Consider the following 18,982-nt stretch of genomic DNA (forward strand, 5'->3'; position numbering starts at 1 on the left):
TGCCACCACCAGGCCTACCCCGGGCTCGATTGCCAGGACCGTGCCAGGTATTGCCCCCTCAAGTTTTGCCCCTTCAAGCTTTATCCCTTCAAATTCGGCCACCAGGGGTTCGCTGGCCAGCAACTTCAGCCGTTTGCCCCGCCAGCTGGTGTGGGCATTGGGGTACAGCCCCATCACCCGCCGGTGGATTGCCACCGCTGATGCGCCCCAGTCGATTACCGCGTCGGCTTTGGTCAGCAAGCGGGCCACGCTGAGCCCTGCTGCCCCCTGGGGACGCACCTCCAGCCGGGCCAGCCGTTCGGCTTCCGGGCCCGTTCCGGTGGCCTCGATGCGGGGCAGGGCCTCGACCAGCAGCTCTGCGCTGAGCTGGGCTAGCCGCTGTCCCAGCTGGCGGGCGTTCTCCAGCGGGCCAATGGCAAGGGAGCGCTCCAACAACACCGGCCCGGTGTCGAGCCCTGGCTCCATGGCCATGATCCCCACCCCGGTTTCCCTGTCACCCTCCAGCAGGCACCACTGAATCGGCGCCGCTCCCCGCCAGCGGGGCAGCAGGGAGCCATGGGCGTTCCAGCAGCCCAGGGGTGGCTGGGCCAGCACCTCCGGCGGCAGAATTTGGCCGAAGGCCACCACCACGGACACATCGGCGCCGAGGGCCCCAAGCTGGGCCTGGGCCTCGGGCTCGCGCCTGATCCGCTCCGGCGTGAATACCGGCAGACCCAGCTCCAAGGCCCGGGCCTTAACGGCGCTGGGCTGCAGCTCCTTGCCTCGGCCGCGGCGGCGATCCGGCTGGCTCACCACCCCCACCACCCCATGACCGGCAGCCACCAGGGCCTCCAGGCTGGGCACGGCGTAGGCGGGCGTGCCCCAGAACAGGATTTTCAAGCCTCGCCGGTGATTGAGAGGCCCTCAACCCACACGTAGGGGCAGAGCCCATCGGGGGTCACCTTGGCCTCCCCCTCAAAGCCAACGATTGCCTGGAGCAGCTTGCGGATGTCGCCTGCCACGGTGGCTGCTTCGATGGAGCGGCTGACCCCGCCGGCCACCAGCCAGCCGTCGAAGGGCAGGGAGAAGGAGCCCTGGCTGGCTTTGACACCGGCATGCAGGGCAGAGAGGGAATCGATCACCACCAGGGGCCCCCCATGGCCGAAACGATCCAGCCCCTGCTGGCCGCCGCCGCTGCCGGGGGTAGGCCCGATCTCAAACCAGTCTGGGCCTACAGCCACCTTGGCCCCCATACCGGCGTGGCCGGTGGGGGCCACCCCAAAGGCCCGGGCCGTGGCCTCCGAGTGCAGGAAGTTGCGGAGTATGCCGCCCTCCACCAATTCCAGGGGGGCGGTCGGCGTTCCCTCGCCATCAAACAGCGAGGCGCCGATATTGCCGGGGTGCAGGCCGTTGTCCCGAATGTTCAGGAAGGGCACGGCCAGGCTCTGGCCGAGGGAGTCGCGCTGGCTGAGGCTGACCCCATCGAGCACCGATCTGGCGTTGAACAAACTGCTGAAGGCGCCGATCAGGTCGAGGAAGGCCTCCGGGCTGAACACGCATGTGTACGAGCCGGTTTCGATCGGGGCGTAGTCGAGGTGGGCGATGGTGCGCTCGGCCGCCTCTTCTATGCAGCCAGCGATGTCAAGGTCGGCGGTGCCGTAGGCCATCCGCACGGCGCCGGAGCTGCGGGGTTTGCGGCCAGCCTCTTCTGCCCGGGCATAGAGGTAGATGCTGGCGGTGGTGAGCAACTGGTGCCGGCGGGCCCCATCACTGTTGAGGTAGAGGCGCTCACTGCTGCGCTGGGCCAGGCCGTTGTAGGGCACCGTACCGATGGCGCCATGGCGATCGAGCAGTTGTCGCTCGGTTTCTTTGAGGCTCTCCAGCAGGGTCAGGATCGGCTGGGGCTCTCGCAGGGGCTGATCCAGGCTGACCAGGGGGGCGGTGGCCAGGGGGGAGAAGGCGGGCGTTTCCTCGGAGTTGCCAAAGGCGCTGGCGGCGTGGGCGCCGACAAGGGCCCTCTCCAGGCCAGCGTCGCTGAGATCCGAGGTGCTGGTGATTCCCACCAGGCCCTTGTCGTTCCACACCCGCACGGTGATGGCGCTGCGCTGGGCACCTTTCATCTGTTTGGCTTCACCGCGGTCGACCTGCACGGAGGTGTCGGTGCTGCAGGAGGCCCCCAGGTCCCATTGATGGATGGCGGCGGCCTGGGCCAGCTGCTGGAGCCGGGCGCTGAGGGCTTCGAGGTTGAGGCGGTTGTCAGCCATGGTCAGCGCCCCCCGACGGTGATTGATTCCACCTTGATGTGAGGTTGGCCGACGGTCACGTTGATGCTGCCGCTGACCGAGCCGCAGAACCCGGCGGCCAGCTCCAGATCATTGGCACACATCGAGATGCGCGGCATCACCTCCTTGGCTTCGCCAATCAGGGTGGCTCCCTTCACCGGCTTGGTGAGTTGGCCGTTCTCGATCAGGTAGCCCTCCTCCACGGCGAAGTTGAACTGGCCCGTGGGGCCCACACTGCCGCCGCCCATCGATTTGCAATACAGCCCCTTGTCAACCGAGGCGATCAGCTGGTCGGGGGTGTGGGGGCCGGCGGCGATAAAGGTGTTGCGCATGCGGCTGGCGGCGGCAAAGGCATGGCTCTGGCGGCGACCGCTGCCGGTGCGGCCATGGCCGGTGCGCAGCTCACCGGCGCGGTCACTCAGGAAACCCTTCAACACACCCCTTTCGATCAGCACCGTCCGCTGGGGCTCCATGCCCTCGTCATCCATCGAGAGGGAGCCGAAAGCTCCCTCACTGAGGCCCTCATCGATGGCCGTAACGGCTTCATGGGCGATGGATTCGCCCACCTTGTCGGCAAAGGGGGTGGTGCCCCGCTCCACCTGGGTGGTTTCGAGCAGGTGGCCGCACGCCTCATGAAAAATCACACCGCCGAAGCGGTTGGCGAGCACCGCTGGCATCTGGCCGGCTTCCACGTAGTCGGCGTAGAGCATGGTGCCCACACTGGTGCACACATCCTGGGCCGCAGCATCGGCGTCCCAGTCGCGTAGGTCGTCGGGCCGATCGGAGGTGCCGTAGCGGCGGCCCAGGCCGGCGCGGTGGTCGCCGTCGGCAGCGAGCACATTTAGCCCCAAAGACTGGTGCAGGCGGATGTCGCGGGCAAAGGTGCCGTCGCTGGCGGCCACCAGCACGCTCTGCCAGTCGCGGGAATAGCTGCCCCGGCGGGCCTGCAGGTGCTCGCCATGCTGGGCGAGCCTGGCGGTGCCCTCCAGCAGTTTCGCCGTGGCTTCAGCCAGGGAAGGGCAGCGTTCCAGCCAGTCGCTCTTGACTGCGCTGAAGTCTCTGAGGGCACCCAGGCCCTCGAAACCCTTCGATGGACCGCTTGAAGGGCCGCTGCTGAGCATCAGGCCCAGCATGCCCAGTGCCTGATCCAGGCCTTGGAGCAGGCCCTGGGCGCTTAAGTCGTTGGTGCTGACAAAGCCGTCGCGCTCGCCGCGGAATACCCGAATCCCAGCTCCCATGCCGAAGGATGGGCTGACATTGGTGATTACCTCCTGCTCGGCCAAAACGCCCAGATGGTCGGTACGTTCCAGAAATATCTCCACTAGGTCGGCGCCGGCCCCCCGACCAGCGGCCAGCAGGGATTCGAGCCGCGGCAGCCAGCTGGTGTCAAAGCAAGCGGGGTTTGCGCCCGAAACGGGAGTGGAGGCAACCAAGGCAGATCGGCGAGGGGGCGGGGGCAGAAGATGTTGGCTCCGAAAGGAACCCGGTTCAGGCTGGGCTCAGCGCACAGCGGCCTGGAACTGCTCGCTGCGGATCGGGGCCATCAGGTAGAGCTTGGCCATTTCAGCTCCATTGGCGATCCACAAGGGCAGTTTGCGCAGCAGCTTCAGCGGCGCCGGCGCGGAGCTGGCATCGACTGCACTCAGTCCGGCGTTGTTGCTCACCAGCCGCTCTAGGCGCACATAGAACTTGGGATGGTCGACGTTGAGCACCACGGGGAATACCCGGGCGGAGGTCTCGTTGGTCTTGGCAATTACAACCTTGTCGTAGGCGCGGGCATCGAGGCCAAGGGCTTCGTAGAACTCCTTGCGGGCCACGTCGCGCACGTACATGGTGGCAAACACGGCCAGCAGGAAGAAGCGACACCACAGACGTGCCGTCAGGCCACGTACCGTGGCTGGTTGGGCCTTCATTAGGGCGTCAAAGAAGTCGCCATGGCGGTTTTCGTCTTGGCACCAGTTTTCGAAGAAGTTAAAGATCGGGAAGATCTTGCTCTCGGGATGTTGCTCCAGGTGGCGATAGATAGCGATGTAACGCCAGTAACCGATCTTTTCGCTCAGGTAGGTGGCGTAAAAGATGAACTTGGGTTTGAAGAAGGTGTAGGCCTTGTTAGCCGTCAGAAAGCCCAAATCGAGCTGCAGCCCAAAATCTCCCATTGCCTTGTTCAGGAAGCCGGCATGGCGGGCCTCATCCCTGGCCATGTGGGCGAAGCATTCGGCCAACAGGGGGTTTTTGCTTTTGATCCGGCGGCTCAGCTCCTTGTAAAGCAGGAAGCCGGAAAATTCCGAAGTGCAGCTCTGCTCAAGAAACTCAACAAACACCTGGCGGGTTTTGGGGTCGAGTTTGGCTGCCGCCCCGTCGAATTCGTCGTTGCGCACGAAATGGTGGCGGTTGTAGTCCTTGCGGAACTCCTCGCAGATGGCCTCCAGCTCCAACACGTTGGGCTGCAGATCCATCGCCGCCATGGCGTCAAAATCCGTGGTGTAGAAGCGGGGGGTCAGGATCGTGTCCCTGACCGGATCCTTGGTCGCCGGGGCTTCCGGGGTGGCTGGGGCAGTGGCAATCGCGGCGGGAGGCACCATCTGGCGTTGCGGCTTACGGCTGTTCTTGCATCGTAGGGGGCTTGGTCGTCAGTTCGGGCCGAGCCATTTCTGGCCGTTGAGACGCTGGACAAGGCGCGAGACCAGCAGCGCCAGGGTCATCTTCTTCTCATCAATCAGGAACGACTCGAGCAGGCTGGGTTCACTGCCCCCCTCTGCCACCGCCACCGTTTTGGCGGAATTGATGTTGGCTGCGGTGAAGCAGAGCCAGAAGCGTCGCTGGCCGGGCAGCTCGCCCTTAACCATCCAGCACTCTGAACCCACCACCGGCATCGGTCCCTGCTCGAAGACCAGTTGCGGCGAGGGGCCGCCATAGCCCTGGATTTCTGCTGCCAATGCAGGCATCAGCAGCTTGGGGATAAAGCTGTCAAAGGGCTGGTCTTCCGGGCTCGGCGGCTTGGCCTTGGCGGCGGCGGCAGGCCGGGATTCCCCATTGGTGGCAGGTTGGGCGGATTCGCTCACCGGTGCAGGCCCCTTGCGGCATCTCACCCAACCTTACGCAGGCCTGGTATGGCCCTGCACCACCAGCTCACCAGTCGTCGGTGCTGCTTGAGTCCCAGCCATCGCCAACGGCCCTTGCCTGGGCCCCAACGGGTTCCGGATTGGCGTTGCTGCGACCCTTGCGGATCACCCGGAACGGCACTGCCACGGTGGGTGCTGGTTCCCCCGGTGGGCGCGGCGGTCCGGCTGCCGGGGCTGGTTGGGGAACCGGCCCCTTCGCCCGGGTCTGCGGCCGCTCAGGGGCCGGGCGACTCCCCTGGCGGCGCGGGCTGCCCGCTCCCGTGCCAAGGGCCAGGGCGGCGGCGGCGGCACTGAGGCCAGCGCCGCCGCCACCAGCAAGGGCGATCCAGAGGCCGATCGGCAGGGCGGGGGAAGTCCAGATCAGCAGGCGCAGGGAAAGGCTGGGCCTGGGATTGAGGGCGCCCACCAGCAACACCAGCAGCAGCGGGGCCAGTAGGGGAAGCAGCAGCAGGCGTTGCAGCAGGGCCAACGGACAGGAACCGAATCAGGCGGAGGGGACGCCTGGAGATCCTGGCTGGTGGGGTGGCCCCTGCCAACGGCGCATGCTGCCAAGTTCGTAGCCCAGAACGTCGAAGACGCGGATCACCAGGAAATCGACCATGTCTTCAATGGTCTGGGGCTGGTGGTACCAGGCAGGCACCGGCGGGGCGATGCGAGCGCCCGCTTCGGCGAGGGCGGTGAGGTTGCGCAGGTGGATCAGGTTCCAGGGGGTTTCCCGCGGGCAGATCACCAGGGGCCTGCCCTCCTTGAGGTGGACATCGGCGGCCCGCTCCAGCAGATCGAGGGCCACCCCAGAGGCGATTCGCCCCACGGTGCCCATCGAGGCCGGCAGGATCACCATTCCCCGGGTGCGATAGCTGCCGCTGGCGATGCCGGCGGCCTGGTCATTCCAGCGGTGGCAGCGCAGCTGGCCCGTGCTGGTGCCGGTGCGCTCCCGCCAGAAGCGCTCCTGGGCGGCTGGCTCGGAGGGCACCCGCAGGCCCAGCTCCGCCTGCCATACGCCGATGGCGCCGCGGGAGGCCACCAGCTCTACCGCCTCGCCGGCTTCGAGCAGCAGTTGCAGGGCCCGCTGGGCCAGGGGCTGGGCCGAGGCGCCAGATACCGCCAGCACCACGGGAGCACTGCTGGCTGCGGCGTCCATGCTCAGGCCCCTGCCAAAACCGGGATCGGCGCAAATGGATCTGGCCCATCGTCAGGGTTGTCTTCTCCCCGGTTGTCTTCGTACCGGGTGTCTTCGTCCTGTCCGTCTGGGTCGGGCTCCTCCCCCTCTGGTAACACCACCGCCAGGTCAATCTGATGGCGCAGCACATCCACCTTCTGGATCTCCACTTCCACCTGGTCCCCCAACATGTAGGTCCGGCGGTTCTTGCGACCCACCAGGCGGTTTTGACGGGAGCGGTATTCATACCAATCGTCTTTCAGCGAGCTCACGTGCACCAGCCCCTCCACCTGGGAGGGAGGCACCTCCACGAAGAAGCCATAGCTCTGCACCCCGCTGATCACTCCGGGAAGCACCTGGCCCACCAGCGGTTCGGCCTGGCGGGCCTGGAGCATGGCCAGTAGGTCTGCCTGGAGCTCGCTTAGGAAGCGCCGCCTGCCGATCAATCGCTGCACCAGCCCATGCTCGAGCACCTTTTGGTAAGGGCTGAGCTGGCTCGGGGCCAGCAGGGGCCAGTCGATGCTGCCCAGGCAGCCATCGGAGGCGAGGTCAACGCTTGTTTTGTGGCGCACGCTGGGCCTGTCCTTGCCCTCGGTGAGCAGCAACACCAGCTGCTGCTGGTTCCATAGATCGGCGTAGTGGAGAGTCGGGCAACACCAGGGAGCGATGGCGTTATCCCCGTCCACCAGCCCCGTCAGGGCGTGGGCTCCAGGCCCATCGCTGAGCAGCATCGGTTTGAGGATCGCCTTGAGCTGCTGTTGCAGAGCCCGGCTGCGGTCTGTGCCCGCAAAGGCCCCAGCCAGTTCGGCGGCGCTGGCATTGCCTTCCTCCCCCAGTTCCAGGGGGATGTCAAGGGCCAGGGCGGCGCGGGCCACGTCGTTGAGGTCGCTGGCATCGGCACTGGCGTTGGTGCTGTAGATCGCCGGCAGGCCCAGTCCGGCCAGATGCTGGCCGAGGGCCCGTTCGGCCAGCAGCACCGCTTCGCGCAGCAGGGCGATCGGGTGGTGGTCCTCCAGGGTCACCAGCCATCCCTCCAGGGGCAGATCCGGCCCCGGCACGGCCAGATCGCCCAGGCTGTCAATGGCGGGCTGGGGCAGGTTCAGATCCAGAGAGCCGTTGGTCTGGCGCGCTTGACGCAGCAGAGCTGTCAGGGCAACCAGCTGTTCCACCAGGGGCAGTTGGTCCTTGAGGCCTTTGAGTGCCGCCGGCAGGGTGCGGCTTTTGGGCTTGCGCTCGGCCAGGGCATTGAGGGCGTCGGCTGCCGCACAGGCCACCGGTTTGATCATGCTGCGGCTGAAGCGATAGTGCTCCAACTGGCCTGCAGAATTGAGCTCCAGGGCTACCGAGAGGGCCGCCTGGGCTTCACCCACCTTGAAGGCGCTGGCCTTAGCTAGGGCAGAACTGAGCAGGGGCAGCCATTCCCGCCCCACGCAGAGGGCATCGGCCTGCTCCCGCAGCCAGATGTCGAGGGCGCCGCCTGGGGTGTAGCGCTCGCTGATGGCCGGACTGTGCAGCCACAGGGTCCAGCCACCTTCCCTTTGCTCCAGGCCCAGGGCTGGCAGGCCGGGGGCCTCCTTACCTGTCCAGGGCTCCAGCAGCAGGGTCGGCTGGTCAGTGAGGTCCGTGCGGTCTTTGGCCGCCAGGGCCTTGAGGGTGGCCCGCGGTGCCTGGGCCCTGTTGTGGAGACGGTGTTTGGTGAGCAGTAGGTCGAGATCGGCGGCTTCGCCACCATTGACCGCCAGGCTGCGAGCCACATGGCCCTGGGGCCCGAACTGGCCCACGGGGTAGCGATCCACCAGCACCTCGACCACCGAGTTCTGCTCGCTATCGAGATAGCTGGTATCGCTGCCGGGCAATTCCACCGCGGTCAGCAGCCGGTCGTCCAGGGGGGTGGCCACCAACCTGTCCTCCAGCTGTTCCACCTGGGCCAGCAGGGACGGGGTATGGCGTTCGAGAATGCACTGGACACCGCCCTCTGGTGAGCGGCGGCGGCCCCCTTCCCGGGTCACCTTGACCAGCACCCGATCGCCGTTCCAGGCGTGGTTGAGCTGGTGGTCGCGGATGTAGATGTCCTCGCCGCCGTCTTCCCTCAGGGCAAAGCAAAAACCCTTGCTGCTGCAGCGCAGCCTGGCAGGAATCAGCTCGGGATCCTGGAGCCGGGCAACGCCCGCTTCCTGCAGGGTGATCAGGCCAAGCTTGCTGAGGCCTTGCAGGCCGATCTGGAGCTGCAACTTCTCAGATTGCTGGCTCAGCCCCAGGGCTTTTTCCAGCTTTGGCAGCGGCAGGGCTTCATCGGCTGGAAGTTGGTCGAGCAGGTCGGCGACCGTGAACTTCATTGGAGTGAGTGTTGGTTGGCGGGGCCACCACAGGAATTCCCCGGATATGGGGCGGTGGTGGATGGGGAGGCAGCTGATCGGGCTGGAGGATCGGGCTGGTTGATGGCGGGCTGGGCTCGGAGCGATGCCCACGGCCACCGTGGCCTGATGGTGTGATCTTAGTCGGCCGGCTGATCTGCGCTTTCGAGTTTTCCTGAGCGCCGGATCAGTTGCACGCCAATCACCAGGAAACCAACTGAGGCGGCCAGTTGCAGGGCATTGGTGGGGATCACCGCAGACAGCGAGCCACCCGCTGCCGCGCCGAGCAGGCTGGCCAGCACCAGGGCTGCCGAACTGCCGGCAAACACCGCTCCCGGCCGGGTAGAGGTGCCGCTGATGCTGACGATGGCCAGCTGGGTCTTGTCCCCCAGTTCGGCCAGGAACACGGTGACGAAGGTGGAGGCAAGCAGGGCAAGGGTCATGGCTACGGGCCGATCAATTCAGGGGCAGGTCTGGGGTGGCTGGCACCAGGCCCAGCACCGCCTGCCGGCCAAGCCAGAGGCCCAGCGCCACCATCAGGATTCCGGCCAGGCGCTCCAGTTGTTGGGGAGCCATCAGCCGGGCGAGCCAGCGTCCGAGCAGCACCCCCACCAGGCTGGAGCAGATCAGGGCCAGGGAGGCGCCAATGAAGACCACCACAGGTCGACCTGACTGGGCCGAGAGCAGCAGGGCTGCCAGTTGGGTTTTGTCGCCGAGCTCGGCCAGAAAAACCGTCGTGAAGGTGCTGGCAAAGGCCGCCCCCCAGCTCCCGGCGTGGATTGGTGACGCCAGCTCCTCAAGCTCTGAGGAAGCCAGCCCAGAATCCCTCTCCAATTCACCCTCGAGCTCGCCCGCTAATTCGCGCTCTGATTTGGGCTCGGATTCACTGCTCATCAATCAACTCGAATAGCGCGAAGAAAGCGCCCCATCACCCTGCCACGGCCGCCGTATTCACTGCGGATCTGCTGCTTGCAGCAGGCGATTGCCAGCCTGTCGCCAGCTCCGGGATCCCCGGCTGAGCCAAATAACTTGACCAGGTTGGCGACGTTGCAGAAATCCGGTCGATTGGCGTAGATGCGGCAGTTGCGGGAGCCAGTGTTGTAGTGAATGCACCAGCCGTCAGCCCCCACCATCGCCAGATACTGCTCCTTCTGGCTGGGGCTGAGGGCGGCGATGGCCTCCTGGCGCTGGCTGGGGTCCAGTCGGCAGCAGGCTCCGCAGCCACTGATGCAGCACCAACTCCCCTCTCCCCTGTTGTGACCCATCACTCTTGTGACCCATCGGTCATAGCTAGGCCATCCCACCCTGCTATGACAAGCAATCGCTTTGGCAAGCCATCGCTGTGACAAGCCATCACAGTGGGGCCAGGGGCCAGCCGGCCGGTGTCTACCACGCCTAAGGTGGTGATTGAGATCCGCTCCAGCGCAGTTATTTCCATGGGTATCGACTTCCACCTGATCGCCAATTTCGCCGCCCTGGCCCTGATCACCCTGGCGGGTCCTGCCGTGATCTTCGTTCTTTTCTATCGCCGCGGCGCCCTCTGATCGGTCAGTTGGTCTGGGCTTCGGCCCAATTGCCATAGGGCGTGATAGATCGGCTCCGGCTGAATCTTGCGGCCAATGGCCGCACCGATCACCGCGCTCAGGAGGATGCCAAAGAGCCACTGCTGGTCGCCGGCCATGCGCAGGGCAAACAGCACGGTCATCAGGGGCAGCTGGGTGGCGCCGGCCAGTCCCGAGGCCATCCCCAGGGCCAGGCCAAGCTGGGCATCGGCGCCCAGGAGCTCCATGGTGCCGCTGCCGAAAAGGGCCCCGATGGCAAAGGCTGGATCGATCAGGCCGCCAGGAATCCCAGCCGCCAAGGCCAGCACGGGCGCCCCGATCCGGGCCAACAGCATCAGTAGCCAGCCGACGATGCTGAGCGGAGAGCCTGGAACCGGCAGGCTGCCCTGCCCATCAAGCAGTTGAACCATAAGGGCTTCGCCGTCGCCGCCACTCCTGCCACCACTGGCCAGGGCCAATAAGCCAAGGGCCAGGCCGAGCCCCAGCCCCCAGACCAGGGGCCGTTTGCGTAGTCGCGGGCGCAGAAGTGTGGTGACCTGCCAGAGGATTCGGCTGAACAGACCACCCAGTAGTCCGCCGCCCACACCGAGGGGCAGGGCCCAGAGCAATTGCTGCCATTCCGGTCTGAGCGTCTGAACCATTCCCAGGGTGAACAGCGGTATCCCGTCAAGATTGCTGACCAGGGCAGCGGCGCTGCACACCACAGCCGCAGGCCAGATCACCGACGGTTGGAAGCGACCGGTGAGCTCCTCGAATACGAACACCGTGCCCATCAAGGGGCTGTTGAACCCGCCCGCCAAGCCGGCGCCGGCTCCGATTGCCATCAACGAAGCGGGGTTGATCCCAGCCAGCAGGCTGGGGAAGCGGCGGCGCAGGGCTTGGGCCACCGCAGCGCCAACCTGCACCACCGGGCCCTCCCTACCCAGGGGCATCAGGGCCAGGCTGGCGGCACTCCAGAGGGCCAGGCGAGCCACCGTGGCAAAGGGTGCCATCAGCATGGGGGCCTGGCTGGGGTTCTCGATGCTTTCGAGGGTCTGGGGAATGCCGGAGCCGGCCCCGCGGGCCAGCCTCCCTGACTGGAGCAGCAGCAGCAGGGGCATCACCCCAATGGGTGCAAGGGCGATCACCAGGGTGCGGAGCGTCCAGAAGTCGCCACTGAAACCTGGCAACTGTTGCAGCAGCAGGTCCTGGGCGTGGTCCATCAAGTTGAGGGGCCAGCAGGCCAGACCCACCAGCAGGCCAAGCAGCAGCAGACCAGCCAGCTGGAGACCTCTCAGCTGCAGGGGTTGTCCGCTCATGCGACTAGGCCCAGGGCGATGGCCGCATCCTGGATCAAGGCGCGGACGTAAGGGTGGTCATGGCTTGAGGCCTCTTCGCTGCTGAGTTCGTCACCGGCCGCGTTGCGCACCACCAGGCCAGACCCTGCTCGCCTACACCAGTAGGTGCGATCGCGGCGCCGCAGCACCACTTCCGCCTCGCCGTCAGCTTCGCTGGCACTGGGCCGCAGGCCCACCAGCTCCAGCTGCAGGCGCTCCTGGCCCTGCCATTGATCCAGCCTGAGCCGGTAGGCCGCATCCACCCTGGCCGGCAGGTTGGCTGGGCCCTGCCAGCGCCAGCCCATGGCCCTTAGGCGATGCTCGCCCTGCACCAGCTCCAACTGGAGGTGGCCGCCCCGTAACAGCTTTTGGGAGGCAACCTGGCAGCCCTGGCTCCAGAACACCGGATCTGGATGACCGATACCGAAGGGCTCCAGCCGTTGCAGCTGGTGCAGGAAATCGCGGTCAACCTGGCCCAGGCCCAGCAGGGCTTCCGGTTCCACCGGGGTACCCCTGCCGCTCTGTTGCAGCCAGCTCTGGGCGAGCCCCTCCAGTTCGGCGTGCAGGGCCGCCACCTGGTCAGCCCGCACCGTGAAACCCCCCGCTGCGGGATGGCCGCCAAAGCGCTCCAGCAGGGGCGCACACTGCTGCAGGGCTTGGTCCACCGCAAAACCGCGCGGGGCCCGCACCGAGGCCCGCAGGCGACCATTGCCCTCCCCGGCCAGCAGGGCGGCAGGCAGGCCAAATCGCTCCACCAGCCTTGCGGCGACAATGCCGATCACCCCGTGGTGCCAATGGTTCTGGGCCAGCAGCAGGAAGGCCGGCCGGCGTGGACCATCTGCCTCCAGCAGGGCCAGGGCCTCGGCCTCAATGGCGCTGCAGAGCTCGCGTCGCTGCCGGTTCAGGCCTTCACACTCGCGGGCCAGGGCCAGGGCCCGATCCGGATCTTCCGTGGTGAGGAGCTCCACCACCAGCTGGGGATCGCCCAGCCGGCCCACGGCATTGATGCGAGGGGCTATCTGAAAGCCCACCGCCTGGGCGTTCAGGGGCCCATCGTCGAGACCCGCCAGCTGTTGGAGAGCCTGCAGGCCGACCAGGGGGCTGCGACCCAGTTCGGGCAAGCCATCGATCAGCCAGCGCCTGTTGACCCCGACCAAGGGCGCCATGTCGGCGATGGTGCCTATGCAGAACAAGTCGAGCGCAATCTTCAGCCCATCGGCCCGGCGCAGGCTATGGCAAAGGGCCGAGGCCAGCACGTAGGCCAGGCCCACCCCGGCCAGGCCCCGATAGGGAGAGTCCGCCGGGGTTCGCTGGGGATGGAGCAGGGCCAGGTGGGGCGGCAGGGGATCTGGAATCGCGTGGTGGTCGGTGAGGATCGCTTCGATGCCGAGGGCCTCGGCCCGCTCCAGGGCCTCGAGTGCCGAGACGCCATTGTCTACCGTCACCAGCAGGGCCACACCCTGCTCGGCTAAGCGCTCGACCATGGCGGCGTTCAGGCCATAGCCGTCATCCATGCGGCTGGGGATGGCGGCGATCGGCCTGGCTCCCAGTCGCTGGAGCACACCCACCAGCAGGGCCGTGCTGGTCATGCCGTCGGCGTCGTAATCCCCGCAAATTGCTACTTGCTCGCCCTGCCCACAGGCCCTTTTGAGCCGGGCCACGGCCTTGGCCAGATCGGCGAAGTGGCGACCGGCGGCCGGAGCGGCGGGCGGATCGAGCAGGGCCCCGATCTGCTCTGGGCTGGTGAAGCCCCGTCGCCCCAGAACCGCCAATAGGGCCTCAGGCAGGGGGTTTGCAGCCGGCGCCTGGCTCAGGGCTCCAGGGGCCAACGGGGCAGGCAGGTGCCAGCGTTGCTCATCTAGGGCTGGCAGCAACGAAAGTTTCCAAGTTGGTGCCATTGTGCTGGCCAAGTCGCCGCCATGCATGCCCCTTAACCTGCCTTCGTCCCGCGTTTCGGCTCGATGGCCTTAGGGGCCCTGTTATGGGATGTGGATGGCACCCTGGCTGAGACCGAAAGGGAAGGCCATCGCCGGGCGTTCAACCGGGCCTTCGCCGCTGCAGGTGTACCCCTGCACTGGAATAGCGCTCGCTACGGCGAGCTGCTGACCATCAGCGGTGGTCAAGAGCGGCTCGCCTTTGCTCTCCAGCAGTGGCAGGGCCACCCAGCCGACCCTGCCCTGGTCGCTGATCTACAGGCCCGCAAGCAGGAGCACTACGCCTCGCTTCTGGCCTCAGGCGAGCTGGGGCTCAGGTCTGGGGTGGCCGAGCTGATCCGGGAGGCAGCTGCAGCCGGGTTGGCCCAGGTCATCGTCACCACCAGCGGCCGCCGGGCCGTCGCCGCCCTCTCTGAGCACGTTCTGGGCGGCCTGGCCGACTGCTTCAGCTTCTGGGTGTGCGGTGAAGATGTGGCCCGCAAGAAACCCGATTGCGAGGCCTACCTACTAGCCCTGCGGCAGTTGGGGCTTGGCGCCGAGCGGGGGCTGGCCCTGGAGGATTCAGGCCATGGCCTGGCCGCCGCCGATGGGGCCGGATTGGCCTGTCTGATAACGGCCAGCCACTACGGCGCTGCGGAAGCTCCGGAGCGTTTTGCCCGGGCCCGGGCAGTGGTGAGCGAACTGGGCCCCCAGGTAAAGGTGTTGAGGGGACCCGCTTGCCAGGGCAGCCAGATCACGCTCTCCTATTTGCATGAGCTGCTGGAGATCGCCCAGCCGTGACGCGCCTGCCCCTCCAGCGCACCCGCTTCAACCGGGCCCTTGAGCGGCTCGCTGCCCTGCTGTTGGGCAACATGCGCGGCAGTTGGCGCTACCGCAGCACCGTGCTTCTGGCCATGCTATTTGGCTTCTACGGCGGCAGCAACGTTACCGCCTACTTGCTGGCGAATTTCCCAGGTGGTCGCCCCCTGGCCGTGGTGCTGATGCTGGTGCTGGTGGAACTGCTCGTGCGGCTGCGGGGCCGGCTGGCCCCCACCCAGCCCGGGCTCGGCTGGGTGGTGCTCGACAACCTGCGCATCGGCGCGGTGTACGCAGTGGTGCTAGAAGCCTTCAAACTCGGCACTTGATGGCAACCGATCCCGGCCTTGAGCAGCACTTTGTCGCCCCCCTGCTGGCCCAGTTGGTAGCCCTGGGCTCCAGCGCTCAGAGGGCTGTTGTGGCCCTCAACGGCCCCGTGGGGGCCGGCAAGACCACCCTCGGCAGCCTTCTGCAGCAAAGGGCCGCAGCCCAGGGGCTGACCCTGGCCGTTTGCTCCATTGATGATTTCTACTTGCCGTGGGACCAGCGCTTACAAGCCCTGGCAGGCAATCCTTTTGGCGTGTCGCGGGTGCTCCCCGGCTGCCATGACACCCAGCTGGCCCAGGCCTGTGTGGACAACTGGCAGCGGGGCGGAAAACTTCGACTGCCCCGCTTTGACAAGGCCCTGCGGGCTGGCCAGGGCGACCGTTGCGGCGAAAGGCTCTTGGAGGCCGATGTGCTGCTGCTGGAGGGCTGGTTGCTTGGTTGCCAGCCCCTAACTAGCCAAAGTCTTGGCAGTGGGGGGTCCCGCTGGGACCGGGCCCTGGAGGCCTACCAACCCCTCTGGCAAACGTTTGAGCAGCTCTGGCTGCTAAGGCCCCAGAGCTGGACCATGCCGAGGCGCTGGCGTTTCCAGGCCGAAGCCCGCCAGCGGCGACGGGGGGAAGGCTGGCTGCCGGCAGGGGAGCTCGACCGAATTGTGCGCTCCAGCCTCGAATCCCTGCCTCCAGCTCTATACCAGGATCCTCTGATCGACCGGGCCACCGGTTACGCAACCCTCGACGGCCGCCGCCGTTGGCTGGCTGGATCTGGGCCCAGCTGAAGCTCAGCTCTCGTCGGCGTCGCCCTCTTCAGCAACGGGATAGATAAAGCCCTGGGCGCGGCCACTCAGCACGGCTTTGCCGATCGAGAGGGCATTGCGAGCTGCCGCTGCGGCTTTGCCTTTCCAGGTGGCATGACGCTGGTTGCGTTTGCCCTTGGATTTTTTCTTCTTTGGAACAGCCATTCCCGCGCACCGTCGGCCAAACCAAGATCCTCCGCTGCTGACTGCCCTTTCGTCAAATGGCTAAACTGATCTCAAAGTTTCAACTCTGTGAGCGCCAGCCTCCCTGCGGACAGGCCACCTCTCCAGCTGAGCCCTCTCGCCCCAGGGAAGCCAAGTCCTTCCTACAGCCAGCTGCTGGGCGATCTGCGCGCTGGACGGGTCAAAGACCTGGAGCTTTCACTGCGGCAAAGGGAGGTCCGGGTCCGTTTTGACGATGGCCGTCAGGCAACCGTTCCTGTCTTCAGCAATGACCAGCTGCTGCTGCGTACGGCCGAAGCAGCCAAGGTCCCCCTGACGGTGCGGGATGACCGCTCCGATGGCGCCGCAGCTGGCCTGGTGGCCAACGGCCTGCTGGTGCTACTGCTGCTGGGGGGGCTGGCCCTGTTGATCCGCCGCTCGGCCCAGGTGGCCAACCGGACCATGGGATTCGGCAGCAGCAAGCCCAGGTTGCAGGCCGAGGGCGATGTGACGGTGCGCTTTGAGGATGTGGCCGGCATCGCCGAAGCCAAGGAGGAGCTCCAGGAGGTGGTCACCTTTCTGAAGGAGCCAGAACGGTTCACCGCCGTCGGCGCCAAAATCCCCAAGGGTGTACTGCTGATTGGCCCCCCCGGCACCGGTAAAACCCTGCTGGCTCGGGCCATTGCCGGGGAAGCGGGAGTTCCCTTTTTCTCGATGGCAGCGTCTGAGTTCGTCGAGATGTTTGTTGGGGTGGGGGCCAGCCGGGTGCGGGATCTGTTCCGTAAGGCCAAGGCCAAGGCCCCCTGCATCATTTTTATCGATGAAGTCGATGCGGTCGGTCGTCAACGGGGGGCTGGTATCGGTGGCGGCAACGACGAGCGGGAGCAGACCCTCAACCAGCTGCTCACCGAGATGGATGGCTTTGCAGACAATTCCGGCGTGATTTTGCTGGCTGCCACCAACCGCCCAGATGTGTTGGATACGGCCCTGATGCGGCCGGGCCGCTTCGACCGCCGAATCACTATTGATCTGCCTGACCGCCGCGGCCGCGAGGCCATTCTGGCCGTGCATGCCCGCAGCAGACCCCTGGCAGCAGCAGTGTCTCTCTCGGCCTGGGCCAGTCGTACGCCCGGCTTCTCCGGCGCAGATTTGGCCAACCTGCTCAACGAGGCCGCCATCCTCACCGCCCGCCACCACCTGGCTGAAATTGATGATGGGGCCATGGCTGGGGCCCTTGAGCGGATCACCATGGGCCTGGCCGCCGCCCCCCTGCAGGACAGCGCCAAGAAGCGACTGATCGCATATCACGAGGTGGGCCATGCCCTACTGGCCACCCTCGTGCCCCATGCCGACCCCCTCGACAAGGTCACCTTGTTGCCCAGAGCTGGAGGCGTAGGTGGTTTTGCCCGGATGGTGCCCGATGAAGAGATCCTGGATTCGGGGTTGATCAGCAAGGCCTACCTGCAGGCCCGACTGGTGGTGGCCCTTGGCGGCCGGGCCGCCGAGTTGGTGGTGTTTGGTGCCGGGGAAGTTACCCAGGGAGCCAGCGGTGACCTGGACCTGGTCACCCGCATCAGCCGCGAGATGGTCACCCGCTACGGCTTCTCCAGCCTCGGGCCGGTGGCCCTGGAGGGCGACGGTACGGAGGTGTTCCTGGGACGCGACTGGCTCCGCTCCGATCCCCCCTACTCCCGTGAAACAGGTAACCGCATCGATGTTTTGGTGAGGGAGCTGGCAGCTACAGCCCTTGAGCAGGCGGTGGCATTGCTGGAGCCCCGCCGACCCCTGATCGACGAACTCGTGGACCTGCTGATCCGGGATGAAACGATTGAGGGGGATGCATTCCGGGCCGTCGTTGCCCGGGCCGATGCCAGCAGCTCCGAAGCCGGCGCCTCAATCGCCAGTTTGGAGCCCACCGGCAAAGCGGATGTCCAGGCTACGCAGGTAGGTGTGTAGGCCCGAATCTTGAATTGGCAGCAGGCGGGCCTGGCGACCGCTGGTATTGACGTGGGAGTGCCAATGGCCAGGCGGGGTGATGAAGGCCCCACCCGATTCCCACTCGATGCGCTGGGGATTGACAATCTGGCCGTTGGCGTCGATTTCGGTGCCCACCAGGGTGTGGCAGCCGGGCTCGCAGTCGATGATCAGATCGAGGGCTACCGACTGGTGCCGATGGGGTGGTTGGATTACCCCGGCGGGTACGACTCCGAACATGGCCCAGAGGGTGTGGGTGACCGTGCGGCTCTGGGGCAGGTCCCTATTGGCCAGTAGCAGGCTGAGTCTGTTACTGCGGGCGGAGCTCGGGTCGGCCAGAAGTTGGGCGAGCTCCTTCTCCAGCAGGGCTGCGGGGTAGTGTGTGGGATCGAAGCGGGCGCTTGAGGCAGTTACGCCGAGAAAATCCAACAGCGGCCCGTCATGCACCCAGTAGAGAACGCTGGTTTGCTCAGCCTGCAGCAGTGGGGTCTCTCCGGCGGGAAGCACTAGCAGGTCGCCCGCGCCCCAGTTCAGCCTCTGGCCTCCCCAGCGCAGCTCCCCTTTGCCTTGGAGCACAAAAAAGAGTGAGCTGGTGGCATTGGCAGCAGCCTTTAGCCCCTCTCCTGGAAGGATCCGCAAGAAATGGGCCGCCAGGGCTGGGCTGGTGGCCGGGCCATTGCAGCCCAGCTCCCCACTCAGATCCAGAGGTAGAACTGCCGTGCCACCCGACTGGTGCAGGGCTGCTCCCCACTGGTGGTAGCCAATCGGTTCGGTGAGACCACGGCGCACCGGATTGGCAGCCAGGCGGTAGTCGAATAGCAGGGCCTTGGCCTGCCAGTCGGCCTGGCCGGTGCAATCGCCAGGTTGAATCTGAGCCTGGTTCATGGGTTGGGGCTGGGGCGTAAGTGAATCTCTTGCCCCATTCTGGGATCAACCACCGGCAACTGCTGGCACGATGCTCACCTCATCGCCGTCCTTGAGGGGGGTGGCCTGGTGGTCGAGGAAACGGATGTCCTCGCTATTTACATAGACGTTGAGAAAACGACGCAGCTTGCCGGCCTCATCACAGAGGCGGCCCTTGATGCCTGGGTAATGCAGCTCAAGGGCGTCGATCAGGGCATCCACGCTGCTGGCTTCCAGATCAACGCTGGCCTCGTTGTTGGTCAACTTCTGCAGGGGGGTGGGGATCAGAACCTGAACGGCCATGGCGGAGGTTGGGTGGG

General features: G+C 66.1%; 22 protein-coding genes. 6 read left to right on the forward strand and 16 right to left on the reverse strand.

Translation table 11 applies throughout. The annotated features are described in order from the left end of the window. From fmt to KBZ07_RS04900, 8 genes are all read right to left on the reverse strand, one after another. A partial coding sequence (fmt, locus tag KBZ07_RS04865) for a methionyl-tRNA formyltransferase (RefSeq protein WP_254930558.1) occupies positions 1-879 on the reverse strand: 879 nt, incomplete at its 3' end. Then, a complete protein-coding gene (locus KBZ07_RS04870) occupies positions 876-2,243 on the reverse strand; it encodes a TldD/PmbA family protein (RefSeq protein WP_254930559.1) in 1,368 nt (455 codons plus the stop codon). The genes fmt and KBZ07_RS04870, both read right to left, overlap by 4 nt. Positions 2,244-2,245: 2 nt before the next feature. After that, on the reverse strand, positions 2,246-3,694 hold the full coding sequence (locus KBZ07_RS04875; RefSeq protein ID WP_396123922.1) for a TldD/PmbA family protein: 1,449 nt from the start codon (positions 3,692-3,694) through the stop codon (positions 2,246-2,248). Between the two features lie 66 nt (positions 3,695-3,760). Continuing rightward, positions 3,761-4,843 (reverse strand): magnesium-protoporphyrin IX monomethyl ester (oxidative) cyclase, encoded by a 1,083-nt coding sequence (acsF, locus tag KBZ07_RS04880; protein WP_254930560.1) that lies wholly within the window; start codon positions 4,841-4,843, stop codon positions 3,761-3,763. A gap of 48 nt (positions 4,844-4,891) precedes the next feature. Continuing rightward, positions 4,892-5,323 carry a DUF2996 domain-containing protein gene (locus KBZ07_RS04885; RefSeq protein WP_254930561.1) on the reverse strand — a complete coding sequence of 144 codons (432 nt, stop codon included), beginning with the start codon at positions 5,321-5,323 and terminating at the stop codon, positions 4,892-4,894. A gap of 67 nt (positions 5,324-5,390) precedes the next feature. Then, the gene (locus KBZ07_RS04890; protein WP_254930562.1) at positions 5,391-5,852 is read right to left on the reverse strand and encodes a hypothetical protein; all 462 of its coding nucleotides are present in this window, start codon (positions 5,850-5,852) and stop codon (positions 5,391-5,393) included. Positions 5,853-5,867: 15 nt separating this feature from the next. Continuing rightward, complete coding sequence (locus tag KBZ07_RS04895) at positions 5,868-6,524, reverse strand: flavin prenyltransferase UbiX (protein WP_254930563.1); 657 nt, start codon at positions 6,522-6,524, stop codon at positions 5,868-5,870. Between the two features lie 2 nt (positions 6,525-6,526). Continuing rightward, complete coding sequence (locus tag KBZ07_RS04900; RefSeq protein ID WP_254930564.1) at positions 6,527-8,878, reverse strand: RNB domain-containing ribonuclease; 2,352 nt, start codon at positions 8,876-8,878, stop codon at positions 6,527-6,529. 15 nt (positions 8,879-8,893) lie between these two features. Here KBZ07_RS04900 and KBZ07_RS04905 point away from each other — a divergent pair, with 15 nt between their 5' ends. After that, the gene (locus tag KBZ07_RS04905; RefSeq protein WP_254930565.1) at positions 8,894-9,034 is read left to right on the forward strand and encodes a hypothetical protein; all 141 of its coding nucleotides are present in this window, start codon (positions 8,894-8,896) and stop codon (positions 9,032-9,034) included. Between the two features lie 2 nt (positions 9,035-9,036). Here KBZ07_RS04905 and KBZ07_RS04910 read toward each other — a convergent pair whose 3' ends face one another. The 3 genes from KBZ07_RS04910 to KBZ07_RS04920 form a co-directional block, all read right to left on the reverse strand. Then, on the reverse strand, positions 9,037-9,339 hold the full coding sequence (locus KBZ07_RS04910) for a TMEM165/GDT1 family protein (RefSeq protein WP_254930566.1): 303 nt from the start codon (positions 9,337-9,339) through the stop codon (positions 9,037-9,039). 13 nt (positions 9,340-9,352) lie between these two features. Then, the gene (locus KBZ07_RS04915; protein ID WP_396123926.1) at positions 9,353-9,688 is read right to left on the reverse strand and encodes a TMEM165/GDT1 family protein; all 336 of its coding nucleotides are present in this window, start codon (positions 9,686-9,688) and stop codon (positions 9,353-9,355) included. A gap of 101 nt (positions 9,689-9,789) precedes the next feature. Next, the gene (locus KBZ07_RS04920; RefSeq protein WP_254930568.1) at positions 9,790-10,161 is read right to left on the reverse strand and encodes a YkgJ family cysteine cluster protein; all 372 of its coding nucleotides are present in this window, start codon (positions 10,159-10,161) and stop codon (positions 9,790-9,792) included. 117 nt (positions 10,162-10,278) lie between these two features. On the opposite strand from KBZ07_RS04920, the gene psb30 reads away from it, so the two are divergent. Next, positions 10,279-10,440 (forward strand): photosystem II reaction center protein Ycf12/Psb30, encoded by a 162-nt coding sequence (psb30, locus tag KBZ07_RS04925; RefSeq protein ID WP_254930569.1) that lies wholly within the window; start codon positions 10,279-10,281, stop codon positions 10,438-10,440. On the opposite strand, the gene KBZ07_RS04930 is transcribed toward psb30, so the two are convergent. After that, complete coding sequence (locus KBZ07_RS04930; RefSeq protein ID WP_254930570.1) at positions 10,419-11,756, reverse strand: chloride channel protein; 1,338 nt, start codon at positions 11,754-11,756, stop codon at positions 10,419-10,421. The genes psb30 and KBZ07_RS04930 overlap by 22 nt on opposite strands. Then, the gene (recJ, locus tag KBZ07_RS04935; RefSeq protein ID WP_254930571.1) at positions 11,753-13,648 is read right to left on the reverse strand and encodes a single-stranded-DNA-specific exonuclease RecJ; all 1,896 of its coding nucleotides are present in this window, start codon (positions 13,646-13,648) and stop codon (positions 11,753-11,755) included. Before recJ ends, KBZ07_RS04930 begins: the two co-directional genes overlap by 4 nt. 87 nt (positions 13,649-13,735) lie before the next feature. Here recJ and KBZ07_RS04940 point away from each other — a divergent pair, with 87 nt between their 5' ends. The 3 genes from KBZ07_RS04940 to KBZ07_RS04950 are packed head-to-tail and all read left to right on the forward strand — an operon-like array spanning position 13,736 to position 15,605. After that, complete coding sequence (locus tag KBZ07_RS04940) at positions 13,736-14,488, forward strand: HAD-IA family hydrolase (RefSeq protein ID WP_254930572.1); 753 nt, start codon at positions 13,736-13,738, stop codon at positions 14,486-14,488. Then, a complete protein-coding gene (locus KBZ07_RS04945; RefSeq protein ID WP_254930573.1) occupies positions 14,485-14,832 on the forward strand; it encodes a DUF565 domain-containing protein in 348 nt (115 codons plus the stop codon). Before KBZ07_RS04940 ends, KBZ07_RS04945 begins: the two co-directional genes overlap by 4 nt. Continuing rightward, on the forward strand, positions 14,832-15,605 hold the full coding sequence (locus tag KBZ07_RS04950) for a hypothetical protein (RefSeq protein ID WP_254930574.1): 774 nt from the start codon (positions 14,832-14,834) through the stop codon (positions 15,603-15,605). The genes KBZ07_RS04945 and KBZ07_RS04950 overlap by 1 nt, the downstream gene beginning before the upstream one ends. Positions 15,606-15,608: 3 nt before the next feature. On the opposite strand, the gene KBZ07_RS04955 is transcribed toward KBZ07_RS04950, so the two are convergent. Beyond that, positions 15,609-15,788, reverse strand: coding sequence for a 50S ribosomal protein L32 (locus KBZ07_RS04955; protein ID WP_254930575.1), 180 nt, complete (start codon positions 15,786-15,788; stop codon positions 15,609-15,611). A gap of 87 nt (positions 15,789-15,875) precedes the next feature. Here KBZ07_RS04955 and ftsH point away from each other — a divergent pair, with 87 nt between their 5' ends. Continuing rightward, positions 15,876-17,741 (forward strand): ATP-dependent zinc metalloprotease FtsH, encoded by a 1,866-nt coding sequence (gene ftsH, locus KBZ07_RS04960; RefSeq protein WP_396123924.1) that lies wholly within the window; start codon positions 15,876-15,878, stop codon positions 17,739-17,741. Here the strand turns inward: ftsH and KBZ07_RS04965 are convergent. Next, positions 17,679-18,644, reverse strand: coding sequence for a cupin (locus tag KBZ07_RS04965; RefSeq protein ID WP_254930576.1), 966 nt, complete (start codon positions 18,642-18,644; stop codon positions 17,679-17,681). The two genes, ftsH and KBZ07_RS04965, sit on opposite strands and share 63 nt — an antisense overlap. Positions 18,645-18,689: 45 nt before the next feature. Beyond that, entirely contained in the window at positions 18,690-18,965 is a 276-nt protein-coding gene (locus KBZ07_RS04970) for a MoaD/ThiS family protein (RefSeq protein ID WP_254930579.1), read from the reverse strand. Positions 18,966-18,982: the final 17 nt, after the last annotated feature.

The sequence above is a fragment of the Cyanobium sp. BA20m-14 genome (assembly GCF_024346295.1).